General features: G+C 73.0%; 22 protein-coding genes. 21 read left to right on the top strand and 1 reads right to left on the bottom strand.

Annotated elements, in window-relative coordinates; genetic code table 11:
- Positions 1-50 precede the first annotated feature (50 nt).
- The 11 genes from hisD to AB6L24_RS09400 all read left to right on the top strand — a co-directional run bounded on the left by hisD (position 51) and on the right by AB6L24_RS09400 (position 8,100).
- Positions 51-1,400 (top strand): histidinol dehydrogenase, encoded by a 1,350-nt coding sequence (hisD, locus tag AB6L24_RS09350; protein WP_405654083.1) that lies wholly within the window; start codon positions 51-53, stop codon positions 1,398-1,400.
- A complete protein-coding gene (locus AB6L24_RS09355) occupies positions 1,397-2,518 on the top strand; it encodes a histidinol-phosphate transaminase (RefSeq protein WP_405654085.1) in 1,122 nt (373 codons plus the stop codon). The genes hisD and AB6L24_RS09355 overlap by 4 nt, the downstream gene beginning before the upstream one ends.
- Positions 2,515-3,108: an imidazoleglycerol-phosphate dehydratase HisB gene (gene hisB / locus AB6L24_RS09360; RefSeq protein ID WP_030361642.1), complete on the top strand. Its 594-nt coding sequence runs from the start codon at positions 2,515-2,517 to the stop codon at positions 3,106-3,108. Before AB6L24_RS09355 ends, hisB begins: the two co-directional genes overlap by 4 nt.
- Positions 3,109-3,111: 3 nt before the next feature.
- The gene (locus AB6L24_RS09365; RefSeq protein WP_030361641.1) at positions 3,112-3,276 is read left to right on the top strand and encodes a hypothetical protein; all 165 of its coding nucleotides are present in this window, start codon (positions 3,112-3,114) and stop codon (positions 3,274-3,276) included.
- On the top strand, positions 3,273-3,923 hold the full coding sequence (gene hisH, locus AB6L24_RS09370) for an imidazole glycerol phosphate synthase subunit HisH (protein ID WP_405654088.1): 651 nt from the start codon (positions 3,273-3,275) through the stop codon (positions 3,921-3,923). Before AB6L24_RS09365 ends, hisH begins: the two co-directional genes overlap by 4 nt.
- Positions 3,920-4,648 (top strand): bifunctional 1-(5-phosphoribosyl)-5-((5-phosphoribosylamino)methylideneamino)imidazole-4-carboxamide isomerase/phosphoribosylanthranilate isomerase PriA, encoded by a 729-nt coding sequence (priA, locus tag AB6L24_RS09375; protein WP_405654091.1) that lies wholly within the window; start codon positions 3,920-3,922, stop codon positions 4,646-4,648. Before hisH ends, priA begins: the two co-directional genes overlap by 4 nt.
- Positions 4,645-5,055 carry a Rid family hydrolase gene (locus tag AB6L24_RS09380; RefSeq protein ID WP_405654093.1) on the top strand — a complete coding sequence of 137 codons (411 nt, stop codon included), beginning with the start codon at positions 4,645-4,647 and terminating at the stop codon, positions 5,053-5,055. The genes priA and AB6L24_RS09380 overlap by 4 nt, the downstream gene beginning before the upstream one ends.
- Complete coding sequence (gene hisF / locus AB6L24_RS09385) at positions 5,052-5,807, top strand: imidazole glycerol phosphate synthase subunit HisF (RefSeq protein ID WP_405654095.1); 756 nt, start codon at positions 5,052-5,054, stop codon at positions 5,805-5,807. The genes AB6L24_RS09380 and hisF overlap by 4 nt, the downstream gene beginning before the upstream one ends.
- A gap of 121 nt (positions 5,808-5,928) precedes the next feature.
- Positions 5,929-6,573: a winged helix-turn-helix domain-containing protein gene (locus tag AB6L24_RS09390; protein ID WP_405654097.1), complete on the top strand. Its 645-nt coding sequence runs from the start codon at positions 5,929-5,931 to the stop codon at positions 6,571-6,573.
- Positions 6,574-6,585: 12 nt separating this feature from the next.
- The gene (locus tag AB6L24_RS09395) at positions 6,586-7,827 is read left to right on the top strand and encodes an MFS transporter (protein WP_405654099.1); all 1,242 of its coding nucleotides are present in this window, start codon (positions 6,586-6,588) and stop codon (positions 7,825-7,827) included.
- Between the two features lie 78 nt (positions 7,828-7,905).
- Positions 7,906-8,100 carry an antitoxin gene (locus AB6L24_RS09400; protein ID WP_405654101.1) on the top strand — a complete coding sequence of 65 codons (195 nt, stop codon included), beginning with the start codon at positions 7,906-7,908 and terminating at the stop codon, positions 8,098-8,100.
- A 119-nt stretch (positions 8,101-8,219) separates the two neighbouring features.
- On the opposite strand, the gene AB6L24_RS09405 is transcribed toward AB6L24_RS09400, so the two are convergent.
- Entirely contained in the window at positions 8,220-8,855 is a 636-nt protein-coding gene (locus tag AB6L24_RS09405; protein ID WP_405654103.1) for a TIGR03085 family metal-binding protein, read from the bottom strand.
- An 81-nt stretch (positions 8,856-8,936) separates the two neighbouring features.
- On the opposite strand from AB6L24_RS09405, the gene hisI reads away from it, so the two are divergent.
- The 10 genes from hisI (at position 8,937) to AB6L24_RS09455 (ending at position 17,559) form a co-directional block, all read left to right on the top strand.
- A complete protein-coding gene (gene hisI, locus AB6L24_RS09410; RefSeq protein WP_380834371.1) occupies positions 8,937-9,320 on the top strand; it encodes a phosphoribosyl-AMP cyclohydrolase in 384 nt (127 codons plus the stop codon).
- An 11-nt stretch (positions 9,321-9,331) separates the two neighbouring features.
- Complete coding sequence (locus AB6L24_RS09415) at positions 9,332-10,840, top strand: anthranilate synthase component I (RefSeq protein ID WP_405654106.1); 1,509 nt, start codon at positions 9,332-9,334, stop codon at positions 10,838-10,840.
- Between the two features lie 7 nt (positions 10,841-10,847).
- Positions 10,848-11,525, top strand: a complete 678-nt coding sequence (locus AB6L24_RS09420; protein ID WP_405654108.1) for a TIGR02234 family membrane protein — start codon at positions 10,848-10,850, stop codon at positions 11,523-11,525.
- A gap of 177 nt (positions 11,526-11,702) precedes the next feature.
- Positions 11,703-11,936, top strand: coding sequence for an HGxxPAAW family protein (locus AB6L24_RS09425; RefSeq protein ID WP_030361629.1), 234 nt, complete (start codon positions 11,703-11,705; stop codon positions 11,934-11,936).
- Between the two features lie 147 nt (positions 11,937-12,083).
- Positions 12,084-12,521 (top strand): DUF2752 domain-containing protein, encoded by a 438-nt coding sequence (locus AB6L24_RS09430; RefSeq protein ID WP_405654110.1) that lies wholly within the window; start codon positions 12,084-12,086, stop codon positions 12,519-12,521.
- A gap of 200 nt (positions 12,522-12,721) precedes the next feature.
- Positions 12,722-13,531 (top strand): indole-3-glycerol phosphate synthase TrpC, encoded by an 810-nt coding sequence (trpC, locus tag AB6L24_RS09435; protein WP_405654112.1) that lies wholly within the window; start codon positions 12,722-12,724, stop codon positions 13,529-13,531.
- A gap of 9 nt (positions 13,532-13,540) precedes the next feature.
- A complete protein-coding gene (trpM, locus tag AB6L24_RS09440) occupies positions 13,541-13,828 on the top strand; it encodes a tryptophan biosynthesis modulator TrpM (RefSeq protein ID WP_405654114.1) in 288 nt (95 codons plus the stop codon).
- Between the two features lie 786 nt (positions 13,829-14,614).
- Positions 14,615-15,901 (top strand): tryptophan synthase subunit beta, encoded by a 1,287-nt coding sequence (gene trpB / locus AB6L24_RS09445; RefSeq protein ID WP_405654116.1) that lies wholly within the window; start codon positions 14,615-14,617, stop codon positions 15,899-15,901.
- Complete coding sequence (gene trpA / locus AB6L24_RS09450; protein WP_405654118.1) at positions 15,898-16,713, top strand: tryptophan synthase subunit alpha; 816 nt, start codon at positions 15,898-15,900, stop codon at positions 16,711-16,713. The genes trpB and trpA overlap by 4 nt, the downstream gene beginning before the upstream one ends.
- Before the next feature lie 63 nt (positions 16,714-16,776).
- Complete coding sequence (locus tag AB6L24_RS09455) at positions 16,777-17,559, top strand: DsbA family protein (RefSeq protein WP_405654120.1); 783 nt, start codon at positions 16,777-16,779, stop codon at positions 17,557-17,559.
- Positions 17,560-17,586 lie beyond the last annotated feature (27 nt).

Genomic DNA, 17,586 nt, shown 5'->3' on the forward strand with positions numbered 1-17,586 from the left:
CACTGATACGGGCGACCGGCCGCCGATGGCCGTCTGAGAGAATTGGCCATGTGATCTCTCGAATCGATCTGCGCGGCGACGCCCTCCCCGAGGGCAACGCCCTGCGCGCCCTGCTGCCCCGTGCCGACTTCGACGTCGCTGCCGCCCTGGAGAAGGTGCGGCCGATCTGCGAGGACGTGCATCATCGCGGCGACGCGGCGCTGATCGAGTACGCGGAGAAGTTCGACGGCGTGAAGCTGGAGCACGTCCGCGTGCCCGCCGCCGCGCTCACCGAGGCCCTCGCCGGCCTCGCCCCGGACGTCCGCGCGGCCCTGGAGGAGTCCATCCGCCGCGCCCGCACCGTCCACCGCGCCCAGCGCCGCGCCCCGCACACCACCCAGGTCGTCCCCGGCGGCTCGGTCACCGAGAAGTGGGTGCCGGTCGAGCGCGTCGGCCTGTACGCACCCGGCGGCCGCTCCGTCTACCCGTCCTCCGTGATCATGAACGCCGTGCCCGCGCAGGAGGCCGGCGTCGCCTCCATGGCGCTCGCGTCCCCGCCGCAGGCCGACTTCGGCGGCCTGCCGCACCCGACGATCCTCGCGGCCTGCGCGCTCCTCGGCATCGACGAGGTGTACGCGGTCGGCGGCGCCCAGGCCGTCGCGATGTTCGCGTACGGCACGGACAGCTGCGCCCCGGCCAACATGGTCACGGGCCCCGGCAACATCTGGGTCGCCGCCGCCAAGCGGTACTTCACCGGCCGCATCGGCATCGACACCGAGGCCGGCCCCACCGAGATCGCGATCCTCGCCGACGACACCGCCGACCCGGTGCACGTCGCCTCCGACCTGATCAGCCAGGCCGAGCACGACCCGCTGGCCGCCGCCGTCCTCGTCACCGACTCCACCGACCTCGCGGACGCCGTGGCCAAGGAGCTCGAGCCGCAGGTCGCCGCGACCAAGCACGTCGAGGACCGGATCGCCCCGGCCCTCGCGGGCAGGCAGTCCGCGATCGTCCTGGTCGACGGCCCGGACGAGGGCCTGCGCGTCGTCGACGCGTACGGCGCCGAGCACCTGGAGATCCAGACCCGCGACGCCGCCGCCGTCGCCGACCGCGTCAAGAACGCGGGCGCGATCTTCGTCGGCCCCTGGGCGCCGGTCTCCCTCGGCGACTACTGCGCGGGCTCCAACCACGTGCTGCCCACGGGCGGTTGCGCGTGCCACTCCTCGGGCCTGTCCGTCCAGTCCTTCCTGCGCGGCATCCACATCGTGGACTACACCCGCGAGGCCCTGGCCGACGTCGCCCACCACGTGGTGACGCTCGCGGAGGCCGAGGACCTGCCCGCGCACGGCGCCGCCGTCAAGGCGCGTTTTGCCGAAGGCGAACAGGACTGGCACAGCGGATGGAAGGTGCCCGGCCAGTGAGCGACGTGAGCATCGACGACCTCCCCGTCCGGGACGAGCTGCGCGGCAAGTCCCCGTACGGCGCGCCTCAACTCGACGTCCCCGTCCGCCTGAACACCAACGAGAACCCCTACCCGCTGCCCGAGCCGCTGGTCGAGCGCATCGCCGAGCGCGTCCGCGAGGCCGCCCGCGACCTGAACCGCTACCCCGACCGGGACGCGGTGGAGCTGCGCACCGAGCTCGCCCGCTACCTCACCCGCACCGGCGGCCACGAAGTGACGCGCGCCCACGTGTGGGCGGCCAACGGCTCGAACGAGGTCATCCAGCAGCTCCTGCAGACCTTCGGCGGCCCGGGCCGTACGGCCATCGGCTTCGAGCCCTCGTACTCGATGCACGGCCTGATCGCCCGCGGCACCGGCACCGGCTGGATCTCGGGCCCCCGCCGCGAGGACTTCACCATCGACCCCGAGGCGGCGGCCCGCGCCATCGCCGAGAACGCCCCGGACGTCGTCTTCATCACCACCCCCAACAACCCCACGGGCAACGCCGTCTCCGCCGAGACGGTCGTCGCGCTGTACGACGCCGCGCAGGCCGCCAAGCCGTCGATCGTCGTGGTCGACGAGGCGTACGTGGAGTTCAGCCACGGCGCCTCGCTGCTCCCGCTGCTCGAGGGCCGCCCGCACCTGGTCGTCTCGCGCACGATGTCGAAGGCGTTCGGCGCGGCCGGGCTGCGCCTCGGCTACCTCGCCGCCGACCCCGCGGTCGTCGACGCGGTCCAGCTGGTGCGCCTGCCGTACCACCTCTCGGCCGTCACCCAGGCCACCGCCCTGGCCGCCCTGGAGCACACGGACACCCTCCTCGGGTACGTCGAGCAGCTGAAGGCCGAGCGCGACCGCCTGGTCACCGAGCTGCGGGCGATCGGCTTCGAGGTGACCGAGTCCGACGCCAACTTCGTGCAGTTCGGGCGGTTCGAGGGCCCGGGCGCCACCCACGCGGCCTGGCAGCGGATCCTCGACCGCGGCGTCCTCGTCCGCGACAACGGAGTGCCGGGGTGGCTGCGGGTGTCCGCGGGAACCCCCGCCGAAAACGACGCGTTCCTCGATGCGGTACGCGAACTGAAGAAGGAGCAGAGCGGATGAGCCGCGTTGGCAGAGTCGAGCGGACCACCAAGGAGACCTCGGTCCTCGTCGAGATCGACCTCGACGGCACCGGCAAGGTCGACGTGTCGACCGGCGTCGGCTTCTACGACCACATGCTCGACCAGCTCGGCCGCCACGGCCTGTTCGACCTCACGGTCAAGACCGACGGCGACCTGCACATCGACTCGCACCACACCATCGAGGACACCGCCCTCGCCCTCGGCGCCGCCTTCAAGCAGGCGCTCGGCGACAAGGTCGGCATCTACCGCTTCGGCAACTGCACGGTCCCCCTCGACGAGTCCCTCGCCCAGGTCACCGTCGACCTCTCGGGACGCCCCTACCTGGTGCACACCGAGCCGGAGAACATGGCGCCGATGATCGGCGCGTACGACACGACGATGACCCGGCACATCTTCGAGTCCTTCGTCGCCCAGGCCCAGGTCGCCCTGCACATCCACGTGCCCTACGGGCGCAACGCGCACCACATCGTGGAGTGCCAGTTCAAGGCCCTCGCCCGGGCGCTGCGCTACGCCAGCGAGCGGGACCCGCGCGCGGCCGGCATCCTCCCCTCCACGAAGGGCGCGCTGTAAGCCATGAGCGGTACCTCCACCCTGCTGTTCTTCGTCGGGCTCTTCCTCCTCGGCGGCGTCTACTCCTTCGTCAAGCAGAAGCAGTCCAAGAGCCTGATCACGCTGCTCTCCATCGGCGCGGGCATGTGCCTGATCGCGGGCGTCGTCCGTCTGGAGGTGTGGAATTGACCTCCTCCGCGCCACGTAAGCGGGTCGTCGTCTTCGACTACGGCTTCGGCAACGTCCGCTCCGCGGAGCGGGCCCTGGCCCGCGCGGGCGCCGACGTCGAGATCACCGGTGACTACGACAAGGCCATGAACGCCGACGGCCTCCTGGTGCCGGGCGTCGGCGCCTTCGAGGCCTGCATGAAGGGCCTGACGGCGGCGCGCGGCGACTGGATCGTGGGCCGCCGCCTGTCCGGCGGGCGGCCCGTCATGGGCATCTGCGTGGGCATGCAGATCCTCTTCGCGCGCGGCATCGAGCACGGCGTCGAGACCGAGGGCCTGGACGAGTGGCCCGGCACGGTCGAGCCGCTGAAGGCCGACATCGTCCCGCACATGGGCTGGAACACCGTCGACGCCTCCGCGGGCTCCGAGCTGTTCAAGGGCCTCGGCGCCGACGAGCGCTACTACTTCGTGCACTCCTACGCGGTCCACGACTGGTCCCTGGAGACGGTGAACCCGGCCCTGCGCGCCCCGCTCGTCACCTGGGCCACGCACGGCGAGCCGTTCGTCGCGGCCGTGGAGAACGGCGCCCTGTGGGCCACCCAGTTCCACCCCGAGAAGTCCGGCGACGCCGGCGCCCAGCTCCTCACCAACTGGATCGGAACCCTGTGAGCACCCTCGAACTCCTCCCCGCCGTCGACGTCCGCGACGGCCAGGCCGTGCGCCTCGTCCACGGCGAGTCCGGCTCGGAGACCTCCTACGGCTCCCCGCTGGAGGCCGCCCTGGCCTGGCAGCGGTCGGGCGCCGAGTGGCTGCACCTGGTCGACCTGGACGCCGCGTTCGGCACCGGCGACAACCGCGCGCTGATCCGCGAGGTCACCGCCGCCATGGACATCAAGGTCGAGCTGTCCGGCGGCATCCGCGACGACGACACCCTCGCCGCCGCCCTCGCCACCGGCTGCACCCGCGTCAACCTGGGCACCGCCGCCCTGGAGACCCCCGAGTGGGTCGCCAAGGTCATCGCCGAGCACGGCGACAAGATCGCGGTCGGCCTCGACGTGCGCGGCACGACCCTGCGCGGCCGCGGCTGGACCCGCGACGGCGGCGACCTCTACGAGACCCTGGAGCGCCTGAACGCCGAGGGCTGCGCGCGCTACGTGGTCACCGACATCGCCAAGGACGGCACGCTCCAGGGCCCGAACCTGGAGCTCCTGAAGAACGTGTGCGCGGCCACCGACCGCCCCGTCGTCGCCTCCGGCGGCGTCTCGTCCCTGGACGACCTGCGGGCCATCGCCGAGCTTGTTCCCCAGGGCGTCGAGGGCGCGATCGTCGGCAAGGCGCTGTACGCGAAGGCGTTCACGCTGGAGGAGGCCCTCGCGGCGGTGGCGTCGTCATGACCGGGGCCATCCGCAGGGTGGGTACGGGCGGGCCGTGGGAGGAGTCCATCGGCTCCGCCCGCGCCGTCGCGCTCCCGGGCGGCCTGGTCCTGGTGTCGGGCTGCGCGTCCGTGGTGGACGGCACGATCGACGCGGGCACGCCCTACCAGCAGGCCCTCAACGCCTTCCAGGTCGCCCTCGACGCCCTGAAGGAGGTCGGCCTCGGCGCCGAGCACGTGGTGCGCACCCGGATGTACCTGACGCACGCACGGGACGTGGAGGACGTCGGGCGCGCCCACAAGCAGCTGTTCGACGCCGTCCGTCCGGCCGCGTCCATGCTCGTCGTCGCCGGCTTCGTCGACCCGAGCCTGGTCGTCGAGGTCGAGGTGGAGGCGTACGGGCCCGTCGGGGAGGGTGATTCCGCATGACGCTCGCCGTACGGGTCATTCCCTGCCTGGACGTGGACAAGGGCCGCGTCGTCAAGGGCGTCAACTTCCAGAACCTGCGCGACGCGGGCGACCCCGTCGAGATGGCCAAGGTGTACGACGCCGAGGGCGCCGACGAGCTGACGTTCCTGGACATCACGGCGTCCTCCGGCGACCGCGAGACGACGTACGACGTGGTCCGCCGCACCGCCGAGCAGGTCTTCATCCCGCTCACCGTCGGCGGCGGCGTGCGGACGGCCGAGGACGTCGACAAGCTCCTGCGGGCCGGCGCGGACAAGGTCGGTGTGAACACCGCCGCCCTCGCACGCCCCGACCTGATCCGCGAGATCGCCGAGCGCTTCGGGCGCCAGGTGCTCGTGCTCTCCGTGGACGCCAGGCGCACGGCGTCGGGCTCCTTCGAGGTCACCACCCACGGCGGCCGCAAGTCGGCCGGGGTCGACGCGGTGGAGTGGGCGCACCGCGCGGCCGAGCTCGGCGCGGGCGAGATCCTGCTGAACTCGATGGACGCCGACGGCACGAAGGACGGCTACGACATCGAGATGATCGAGGCGGTCCGCAAGTACGTCAGCGTGCCTGTCATCGCCTCGGGCGGCGCGGGCCGTCTTGAGCACTTCCCGCCCGCCGTCGCGGCGGGCGCGGACGCGGTCCTTGCCGCCTCCGTCTTCCACTTCGGCGATCTGCGCATCGGCGAGGTCAAGGAGACGCTGCGGTCGGCGGGACACCCCGTCCGGTAGCTCCGCGCCACCAGGCCCCGGTCCACCTCAGGGTGGCCGGGGCCTTCTCGCGCACGGATGCGAAAGGAAAGTTGCGCAAAAATAATTGCGCAACTTTCCTTTCCTGTCTAGCGTGACGAGCATGAGCGACAAGCCCGAACAGGACGACAGGACCGAGCAGGAGCCGCGGAGCGCGGGCGACCGGCCCGAGGACCGCCGCATCACCGACCTCGGCACACTGAAGGCCTTCGGCCACCCGCTGCGCCTGAAGCTGTACCGCTCGCTGTACGTACGCCGCAGGGCGACGGCCTCACAGCTCGCCGAAGAGGTCGAAGGAGCCGTCTCCCTGGTCAGCTACCACCTGCGCAAACTCGCCGAGCACGGCCTCATCGAGGAGGCACGGGGCGCCCACCGCGGCGACGGCCGCGAGCGCTGGTGGCAGCCCGCACAGGAGGGCCTGAGCCTGCACCGGCGGGACTTCGAGGACGCCCCCGAGAAGCTCGCCGCGCACAGCGCCGTGACCCGCCTGATCGTCGACCAGCGCACCGACGCCTACCTGCGCTACCTCGACGAGCAGCCCGCCTGGAGCCCCGAGTGGCAGACCGCGGCGGACGGCTCCGACCACCTGCTCCGGCTCACCGCCGCCGAACTCTCCGACCTCTCCGACGAGTTGCGGGCCGTGATCCACAAGTACGTCGGCTCAGGCAACGCCGCACACGAGGCGGGCGACGACGAAGGGCGCGAGAACGTCGCGCTGCACCTCTACAGCTTCCCGTTCCGGACCTGAGGAGCGCAGCCCGTGACCGTCACACGGATACGCACCGCCCCGGCCACCGGGAAACCCGCCCACCGCGACGGCAACGTCCTGCGCTGGCTCGCCGCGTACACCGCGTCGATGATCGGCGACAGCGTCTACTTCGCCGCCCTCGCCTGGGCCGCAGCCCGCAGCGGCGGCGCGGCCCAGACCGGCCTCGTGCTCGCCGCCGGCGCCGTGCCGCGCGCCGCCCTGATGCTCGGCGGGGGAGTCGTCGCCGACCGGTTCGGGCCGCGCCGCGTGGTGCTCGGCAGCGACGCCGCGCGGTGCGTGGTGACCCTCGCCCTGGCCGCGGTCCTGCTGGCGTCGACGCCCGCGGTCTGGCTGCTCGTGGTGGCGGCGCTGCTCTTCGGCGTGGTGGACGCGCTGTTCCTGCCGAGCGTCGGGGCGCTGCCGCCGCGGCTCACCGCGCCCGGGGAGCTGGCCCGGGTGCAGGGGATGAAGGTGCTCGCCCAGCGGGTGGCGACGGTGACGGCGGCCCCCGCGGGCGGCGTGGCCGTCGCGCTCGGCGGACCCGCGGCGGGCTTCGCCGTGGCGGGGCTGCTGTTCGCCCTCTCGCTGCCGCTCCTGCTTGCCGTGAAGGTGCGCGAGCTGCCAGCCGACGACCGGGCGGGCACCACGGAGCCCGCCGGGCGGCAGCTCGTCGGCGGCCTGCGGTACGTGCGCGGGCACAAGGTGCTCGCCCCCCTGATGGTCGTCATCGCGGTGACCGAGATGGGCTTCGCCGGACCGGGCAACGTCGGCATCGTGCTCCTCGCCGACGAGCGCGGCTGGGGCGCCACCGGCATGGGGTGGATCGTCTCCGGCTTCGGCGCAGGGGCGGGGCTCGCGGCGCTCGGCGTGGCCGTGCGCGGGCGGGTGCGGCGGGCCGGGGCCGTCCTGTCGTGGACGGCGCTGCCGGGGGCGGCGGCCCTCGCGGCCCTCGCGCTCGTACCGTCGGTCGCCGGGGCGGTGCTCGCGGCGCTCCTGGTCGGACTGCTGCTCGGCCTCGGCGGGGCCCTCGGCGGCGCGCTCCTGCAGACGGTCACCGAGCCCGCGTACCTGGGGCGGGTCACGTCGGTGGCGAGCCTGCTCACGCTCGGGGTGCCGCCGCTGTGCTACCCGCTCACCGGGGTCGCGATCGGGCTGTGGGGCGTCGGTCCCGTGTTCGTGGCGGGGGCCGTGGTGACCGGCGTGGGTGGCCTGGTGGGGCTGCGGTGGCTGCGTGGGGCCGAGCTCGCGCGGTGACTGCGGGGTCCTGCGGATGCGCGCAGCGTACGCGGAGCCCATGCTGGAGGTGACCGACGAACAGCAAGGAGGTCGGCGATGTCTGTGATGGACAAGCTGAAGCAGATGCTCAAGGGTCACGAGGACAAGGCCGGACAGGGCATCGACAAGGCCGGTGACTTTGTCGACGACAAGACCCAGGGCAAGTACAGCAGCCAGGTCGACACGGCCCAGGACAAGCTCAAGGAACAGTTCGGCGGTGACCAAGGGCAGCCGCCGCCGCCGCAGTCGTGACGCCGCGCCCCTCCTGTCGTCCCTGAGCGGTGGCTCTTGAGCCGCTGCCGCGACGCGCACTCTGAAGGCTGTGGCAGGCCGTTCCCGCGCCTGCCGCAGCCTTCAGGCGTTCTCGCAGGTCAGAGACCCAGCTGCTTCGTCTCGTGCAGCCGCGCGATCGCGTCCTTGTCGCCCTGCAGCTCCACCTCCGCCGCCTCCTGGCGGCCGAAGACGAACATCAGGAGCTCGGCCGGCTCACCCGTCGCCGTGACCACGGGCGTGCCGCGGTGGGCCACCGCCGTCTGGCCGTCGGGGCGCCGCAGGACCAGGCCCACCGGGGCCTTGCGGCCGACGACACGGGCCACCCGCTCCAGGCGGGACCAGAGGGCCTCGGCGAAGACGGGGTCGAGCTCGCGCGGCGTCCAGTCGGGCTGCGCGCGCCGCACGTCCTCGGCGTGGACGTAGAACTCCACGGCGTTCGAGGCCTCGTCGACCTGCTTCAGGTTGAACGGCGAGAACCGCGGCGGGCCCGTACGGATCAGCTGGATCAGCTCCTCGTACGGCTTCGCGGCGAACTCCGCCTGCACCCGCTCCAGGCGCCCGGCGAGCTGCTTGATCAGGATTCCGCCCGCGGCGTCCGCGCGCCGCTCGCGCACCACCACGTGGGCCGCGAGGTCGCGGGTGTTCCAGCCGTCGCAGAGGGTCGGTGCGTCCGGCCCGGCGGCTTCCAACAGATCGGCGAGGAGGAGTCGTTCACGCTTGGCATGGGTCGACATGGAGTCAGCCTACGACCGGGTGCCCGGTCCGGACAGTGGACGTCCGCCGGGTGAGCGCCGCGCGGGCGGCACAATGGCCCCATGACCGCATCGCCGCAGCCCAGCAGCCTCGACCCGGAGATCGCCGCGCGCCTCAAGCGCAGCGCCGACGGCCTGGTCCCCGCCATCGCCCAGCAGTACGACACCGGTGAGGTGCTGATGCTCGGCTGGATGGACGACGAGGCGCTGCACCGCACCCTGACGACGGGCCGCTGCACGTACTGGTCCCGCAGCCGCCAGGAGTACTGGGTCAAGGGCGACACCTCCGGCCACTTCCAGCACGTGAAGTCCGTCGCCCTCGACTGCGACGCGGACACCGTCCTGGTCCAGGTCGACCAGGTCGGCGCGGCCTGCCACACCGGCACCCGCACCTGCTTCGACGCCGACGTGCTCGCCGTGGCCGACGCCCCGGCGCCGGGTCAGTAGGGTCTGGACCCATGGATCTGGAGACCTTCCGCAAGCTCGCGACCGACCGCCGGGTGATCCCCGTCAGCCGCCGACTCCTCGCGGACGGCGACACCCCGGTCGGGCTCTACCGCAAGCTCGCCGCCGAGCGGCCCGGGACGTTCCTGCTGGAGTCCGCGGAGAACGGCCGATCGTGGTCCCGGTACTCCTTCGTCGGCGTCCGCAGCGCCGCCACCCTGACCGTCCGCGACGAGCAGGCGCACTGGCTCGGCGAGCCGCCCGTCGGCGTCCCCACCTCCGGCGACCCGCTGGCCGCGCTGCGCGCCACCGTCGAGGCCCTGCACACCCCGCGCGACCTGACCGGCGCGGAGGGCCTGCCGCCGTTCACCGGCGGCATGGTCGGCTACCTGGGCTACGACATCGTGCGCCGCCTGGAGAAGATCGGCCCGGGGGAGCGGGACGACCTGCGCCTGCCCGAGCTGACGATGCTCCTGACCAGCGACCTCGCCGTCCTGGACCACTGGGACGGCTCGGTCCTGCTCATCGCCAACGCCATCAACCACAACGACCTGGACACCGGCGTCGACGAGGCCCACGCCGACGCCGTCGCCCGCCTCGACGCCATGGAGGCCGACCTCTCCCGGCCACTCTCCCAGCCCCCGGCCGCGCTCCCGCCCTCCGAACTGCCCCCGTACACCGCGCTGTGGGGCGGCGAGCAGTACCAGGAGGCCGTCGAGGACATCAAGGAGCGCATCCGCGCGGGCGAGGCCTTCCAGGTCGTACCGTCGCAGCGCTTCGAAACCCCGTGCCGGGCGAGCGCGTTGGACGTCTACCGCGTGCTGCGGGCCACCAACCCGTCGCCGTACATGTATCTCTTCCGCTTCGACGGATTCGACGTCGTCGGGTCCTCGCCGGAGGCGCTCGTCAAGGTCGAGGACGGGCGCGCCATGGTGCACCCCATCGCCGGGACCCGGCCGCGCGGCGCCACCCCGCAGGAGGACCAGGCGCTCGCCGAGGAACTCCTCGCCGACCCCAAGGAGCGCGCCGAGCACCTGATGCTCGTCGACCTGGGCCGCAACGACCTCGGCCGGGTCTGCGAGCCGGGCTCCGTGGAGGTCGTGGACTTCATGTCCATCGAGAAGTACTCCCACGTCATGCACATCGTCTCGACGGTCACCGGCCGCGTCGCCGAGGGCCGCACCGCCTACGACGTGCTCACCGCCTGCTTCCCCGCGGGCACCCTCTCCGGCGCCCCCAAGCCCCGCGCCATGCAGATCATCGACGAGCTCGAGCCGTCCCGGCGCGGCCTGTACGGCGGCTGCGTCGGCTATCTGGACTTCGCGGGCGACTCCGACACCGCCATCGCGATCCGCACCGCGCTCCTGCGCGACGGCACCGCGTACGTGCAGGCCGGAGCCGGGGTCGTGGCCGACTCCGACCCCGTCGCCGAGGACACCGAGTGCCGCAACAAGGCCGCCGCCGTGCTGCGCGCCATCCACACCGCGAACCGGCTGCACGGCGCCGAGAGCCGTGAGGGATAGTGGACGGGTGACTTCTGCAGTGCCAACACCGCGTACCGACGGCGTGTCGCCCGCTTCCGACGGGGCGCCGCAGGTGGCCGCCGACCCCGCACCCCGCGGCGGCCGGCGCAGCCTCGCCGCCGCCCTGCTGCTCGGCGCCGCCGGGGCCGCCCTCGCGCTGCTCGCGTCCCGGCAGTCCTGGGCGCACGGCACCGCGGCCGTGGCGGGCGGCGACTTCCCGCTGACGGCCAAGGGCAGCGACGTCACGGGCGTGCCCGCGGCCCTCGCGATAGTGGGCCTGGCCGCGCTCGTCGCCGTCTTCGCCGTGCGCCGCACCGGCCGGGTGCTCGTGTCCCTGGTGCTCGCGCTCAGCGGCGTCGGCACCGTCGTGGCCGCGCTGCTCGGCGCGAACGACAGTGCCGCCCTGGACGAGAAGGCCGCCGAGGCCTCCGGTGACGCGGCCTCCAAGATCGCCGGGCTCAGCCACACCGGCTGGCCCTACGCGGCCGTCGCCGCGGGCGCCCTGATCCTCGCCGCCGGACTGCTCGCCCTGTTCTGCGGCCGCAACTGGCCCGCGATGTCCGGCCGTTACGAACGCGACGGCTCCCCCCGCCCCCGCGCCCCCCGCCGGGCCCCCGACCCGGACCGGCCCGAGGAGCTGTGGAAGGCCATCGACCGCGGCGAGGACCCCACTCGCGAGGCCTAGGGCCTGTCCGACGGTCCGGGAACCCGTCCGACGGCTCGGGCGGGTCGGGACCCCGCGCTCAAGGCATACGCGCGGGTACGGGACAATGGAGCCGAGCGTCCGACTCACGGTGGCGCGGCACCGGCGATCCGCCCGGACCGGCGCCCACCCCACACGCATAGCTACGAGGAGCAAGTCATGGCGGGCAGCAGCCACGGACACGGTCACACCCCGGCCGCCTGGACCGGCGTCATCATCGCCTTCATCGGTTTCTGTGTCGCGGGCGCCTTCATGGTGATGGACAACCCGCTCGGCTTCTGGGCCGGCATGGCCCTCACCCTCGTCGGCGGCGTCGTGGGCGGCGCCATGCGCCTGGCCGGCCTCGGCCAGAAGCCGCAGCGGGCGCCGCGGGTGGCGAGCTCCGAGAGCTGACCCGCGACAGCGGAGATACGTACGCGAAGGGGAGCCGGACACGTTCCGGCTCCCCTTCGCGCGCCCCGGGCACCCGGCCGGACCACTTCGCCCCTCCGACGGCGTACCACCCGGGCGCGCGGCCCCCGCGCGGGAGACAATGCCCGGGTGACCCCACCACCGCCGACCACCGCGCCCCCGGGCCCGGCCGGGGCGCTGCGACGCCTGGCCGTGCCGCTCGGACTGCTCGGCTCGGTCACCGCGGCCTTCGCCTACGTCGCCACGGTCGACCCGAACGAGCCCGGCCACTACCCGCCGTGCCCGCTCCTGCACCACACGGGCATCTTCTGCCCCGGCTGCGGCGGTCTGCGCAGCGCCCACGCCTTCGCGCACGGCGACCTGCCGACGGCCCTCGGCGCCAACGCGCTGGCCGTCGTGGGCTTCGGCCTGTTCGCGGTGGTGTGGGGCGTCTGGGCCCTTCGGACGGCGCGCGGCAGGCCGCTGCGGCTCGAACTCGGCCGCGCGCAGCTGTGGGGCGTCGGCGTCGTCGTGGCGCTGTTCACCCTCGTACGGAACCTGCCCTTCGGCGGGGCGCTGCACCCCTAGCACTCCGCCGCACGCCTGACAAATGTCCAGGTCGTGGGACCCGCGTCAACCGGATGCGGGTCCTTCGCCCTCCTGCGGATACCATCGCAGTGACCATGGGAAAGCCCGTCGAGGGCGGACCGGGTGGCGCTGTACTGCTTGAACACCGCTCTGAAACTGCTTGAACGTAGATTCAACCGTCCTGGAAGGGGGCCGCTCGCGTGAGTGTGCTCGACGAGATCATCGACGGAGTCCGCGCCGACCTCGCACAGCGGCAGGCGCGCGTCAGCCTCGACGAGCTCAAGGAGCGCGCGGCGAAGGCCCCCGCGGCCAAGGACGGGGTCGCCGCGCTGCGCGGCGACGGCGTCAAGGTCATCTGCGAGGTCAAGCGCTCCAGCCCGTCCAAGGGCGCGCTCGCCGCGATCGCCGACCCCGCGGGGCTCGCCGCCGACTACGAGGCCGGTGGCGCCGCCGCCATCTCCGTGCTCACCGAGGAGCGCCGCTTCGGCGGCTCGCTCGCCGACCTGGAGGCCGTCCGCGCCAAGGTCGACATCCCGGTGCTCCGCAAGGACTTCATCGTCACGTCGTACCAGCTGTGGGAGGCCCGGGCGTACGGCGCCGACCTCGCCCTGCTGATCGTCGCCGCCCTCGACCAGCCCGCCCTGGAGTCGCTGATCGAGCGCGCCGAGTCCATCGGCCTCACCCCGATCGTGGAGGTCCACGACGAGGACGAGGCCGAGCGGGCCGTCGACGCGGGGGCGCGGGTCATCGGCGTCAACGCGCGCGACCTGAAGACCCTCAAGGTCGACCGCGACACCTTCGAGCGGGTCGCGCCCGAGCTGCCCGACTCCGTCGTGAAGATCGCCGAGTCCGGGGTGCGCGGGCCGCACGACCTCATCGCCTACGCCAACGCCGGCGCCGACGCCGTGCTCGTGGGCGAGTCCCTCGTCACCGGCCGGGACCCGCGGGGCGCCGTGTCCGACCTCGTCGCCGCCGGGGCGCACCCGGCGCTGCGGCACGGCAGGAGCTGACCCGCGACCATGGCCGCCGACCTCTTCGCCGCCGCCGACCGGCCGGGCTCGCGCCCGGACGGCGGGCGGGCGTGCGTGCGGTCGGCGGCGCCGATGGGTCCTGCGGCGCCCTCGGGCGCCCGTGACCCTTACGCCCGCCTTGCCCGTGGCTGTCGGCCGCGGGGGTGCAGGGCGCCCGCTCGGCGTGTGCACGGGCGGCGGGTGCGGTACGTCATCGGGGACGAGCCCGGGCAGGTGAACGGCATGCGATGGCGCCCGCACGACGCGCGCCTGCGCCTTTGCCTGCGGCATCGCTAGCGGGGAGTTCGGCACCGCCGGAACTCGCCGGTGGGGGTTGCTCGCCGTGGCGGCGGATTCTTTCCTTCCCCAACCCCGCCCCTTCCCGAACCCGGGGGCTCCGCCCCCGGACCCCCGGGTGGGTGGGGGATCCCGGACCCCGGGTGGGTGGGAGAACCTGACCCTCGGGAGGGCGGGAGAACCTGCACGCTTGGGTGGTTGGGAGGTCCTGCGCCTTCGGGTGGTTGGGAGAGCCTGCGCCTTCGGAAGGTTGGGAGGTCCCGCGCCCTTGGGTGGTTGGGAGGTCCCGCACCTTCGGGTGGTTGGGAGAGCCTGCGCCTTCGGGTGGGTGGGAGAGCCTGCACGCTTGGGTGGGTGGGAGGTCCCGCGCCTTTGGATGGGTGGGAGAGCCTGCGCCCTTGGGTGGTTGGGAGAGCCCGCACCTTCGGGTGGTTGGGAGGTCCCGCGCCCTCGGATGGGTGGGAGAACCTGTGCCCCCCCGGGTGGGTGGGAGAACCTGCACCTGCGGGGTGGGCCCGTTCCCGCACCCGGGTCCCACAGTTACGGGTGGGCGGGTGGGGCGATCCGCCGCGCAGCGGCGGGACGGCTTCCGCACCCGCACCCGGGGCCGAGGGCTCCCGCCGCACGGCGGTCCGCAGGGCCACCCGGGCCCCAGGGGCACGGGTGGGCGGGTGGGGCAATCCGCCGCGCAGCGGCGGGAACAGTTGCCGCCCCCACCCCCGCCGGCCAGAGGCGCTCGCGCAATACGGTGACCGACAGTCCACCCCACATCACGCGAGGTTCCACATGCCCAGCGAGTACTTCATCCCCGACCCGGAGGGTCGGATCCCGAGCGCCGAAGGGTACTTCGGCGCGTTCGGCGGCAAGTTCATCCCGGAGGCGCTGGTCGCCGCCGTCGACGAGGTGGCCGTCGAGTTCGAGAAGGCGAAGGCGGACCCGGAGTTCGCGCGCGAGCTCGACGACCTGCTCGTGAACTACACGGGCCGCCCGAGCGCCCTCACGGAGGTGCCGAGGTTCGCCGAACACGCCGGTGGCGCCCGGGTGTTCCTCAAGCGCGAGGACCTGAACCACACCGGGTCCCACAAGATCAACAATGTGCTCGGGCAGGCGCTGCTCACCAAGCGCATGGGCAAGACCCGGGTCATCGCCGAGACCGGCGCGGGCCAGCACGGCGTCGCGACGGCCACCGCCTGCGCGCTGTTCGGGCTCGAGTGCACCATCTACATGGGGGAGATCGACACCCAGCGGCAGGCACTGAACGTCGCGCGCATGCGGATGCTGGGCGCCGAGGTCGTCGCGGTGAAGTCCGGCAGCCGTACGCTCAAGGACGCGATCAACGAGGCGTTCCGCGACTGGGTGGCCAACGTCGACCACACCCACTATCTCTTCGGGACGGTGGCGGGGCCCCACCCCTTCCCCGCCATGGTCCGCGACTTCCACCGTGTCATCGGCGTCGAGGCCAGGAGGCAGATCCTGGAGCGCGCCGGGCGCCTGCCCGACGCGGCCGTCGCCTGCGTCGGCGGCGGCTCCAACGCGATCGGCCTGTTCCACGCGTTCATCCCGGACGCCGACGTACGCCTCATCGGCTGCGAGCCGGCGGGGCACGGCGTGGAGACCGGCGAGCACGCGGCCACCCTGACCGCGGGCGAGCCGGGCATCCTGCACGGGTCGCGCAGCTACGTCCTGCAGGACGAGGAGGGCCAGATCACCGAGCCCTACTCGATCTCGGCCGGACTCGACTACCCGGGCATCGGCCCCGAGCACGCCTTCCTCAAGGACAGCGGCCGCGGCGAGTACCGCGCGGTCACCGACGCCGCCGCGATGGAGGCCCTGCGCCTGCTCTCGCGCACCGAGGGCATCATCCCGGCGATCGAGAGCGCGCACGCCCTCGCGGGCGCCCTGGAGATCGGCAAGGAGCTGGGCGAGGACGGGCTGATCATCGTCAACCTGTCGGGCCGCGGCGACAAGGACATGGACACCGCAGCCCGCTACTTCGACCTGTACGACACGGACGCCGCCGTCGCCGCGGACGCCGCCGCAGAGAACGCCGAGATCGAGGGGGACGCCAAGTGAGCGGGAACATCCAGCTGTTGAACGACACCCTCGCCGCCGCCAAGGCCGAGGGCAGGTCGGCCCTCATCGCCTACCTCCCGGCGGGCTTCCCCACCGTGGACGGCGGCATCGAGGCGATCAAGGCGGCCTTCGAGGGCGGCGCGGACGTCGTCGAGGTCGGCCTGCCGCACAGCGACCCCGTCCTGGACGGGCCGGTCATCCAGACCGCCGACGACATCGCCCTGCGCGGCGGCGTGAAGATCGCCGACGTGTTCCGCACGGTGCGCGAGGCCCACGCGGCCACGGGCAAGCCGGTGCTCGTCATGACGTACTGGAACCCCATCGACCGCTACGGCGTGGAGCGCTTCACAGCCGAGCTCGCCGAGGCGGGCGGCGCGGGCTGCATCCTGCCCGACCTGCCGGTGCAGGAGTCGGCGCTGTGGCGCGAGCACGCTGCCAAGCACGACCTGGCCACGGTGTTCGTGGTCGCGCCGAGCAGCAAGGACGCCCGGCTCGCGACGATCACGGCGGCCGGTTCGGGCTTCGTGTACGCGGCCTCGCTGATGGGCGTCACCGGCACCCGCGTCTCCGTGGGCGCCCAGGCGCAGGACCTGGTGGAGCGCACCCGCGCGACCACCGAACTGCCGGTCTGCGTCGGCCTCGGCGTCTCGAACGCCGCGCAGGCCGCCGAGGTCGCGGGCTTCGCCGACGGCGTCATCGTCGGCTCGGCGTTCGTCCAGCGGATGCTGGACGCCGACGACGAGGCGGCCGGGGTCGCCGCGGTCCGCGAGCTCGCGGGTGACCTTGCGAAGGGCGTACGCGAACACGCGTAATCCGTAAGGGTGGACCTGGGACCGGGGAGGCCGCACGGGCCTCCCCGGTTCGTTTGCCCCGATGTGAGCGAGAAGAACCGAGAAGGTAAGCAATCGGCCCGTGAACGCCTCGCGGTGGAGCGGGAGCGGCAGAAGGCGCGCGACAAGCGGCGCCGCGCGCTCCTGGTCGGCGCCGCCGTCGTCGGCGTGCTCGGCCTGGCCGCGGTCGTCGGCGTGCTCGCGGCCAACGCGGGCGACGACAAGAAGGAGAAGGACACCGCGGGTCCCGTCGTCGTGCCCAAGGGAGCGAGCGGCGAGGACAAGCTGTCCATCCCGCTCGGCAAGGACAGCGCGAAGTCCACGCTCACGGTCTGGGAGGACTTCCGCTGCCCGGCCTGCAAGCAGTTCGAGGACATGTACCGCTCGACGATCAACGACCTCGCCGCCCGGGGCATGCTGAAGGTGAACTACCACCTCGCGACCCTCATCGACGGGAACATGGGCGGCAGCGGCTCCCTGCACGCCGCCAACGCCGCCGCCTGCGCCCAGGACGCGGGCAAGTTCGCTCCGTACCACGACGAGCTGTTCAAGAACCAGCCGCCGGAGCCCGACGACGCCTTCGCCGACAACGCCAAGCTGATCGAGCTCGCGGGCAAGGTCGACGGACTCGTCACCGCCCCGTTCAAGAAGTGCGTGAACGACGGCACCCACAACAGCTGGGTCGGCAAGTCCCACGAGGCCTTCCAGAAGGCCAAGCTCCGCGGCACGCCCACGGTCCTGCTCGACGGCAAGGACATCTTCGGCGACCAGCAGAACCCGCTGACCCCCCAGAAGCTCAAGGCCATGGTGGAGAAGGCGAACCAGTAGCCGGGCGGCGGTCCGGCGGTTCGTGCG

The sequence above is a fragment of the Streptomyces sp. RK9 genome (assembly GCF_045070545.1).
Lineage (GTDB): Bacteria > Actinomycetota > Actinomycetes > Streptomycetales > Streptomycetaceae > Streptomyces > Streptomyces alboflavus.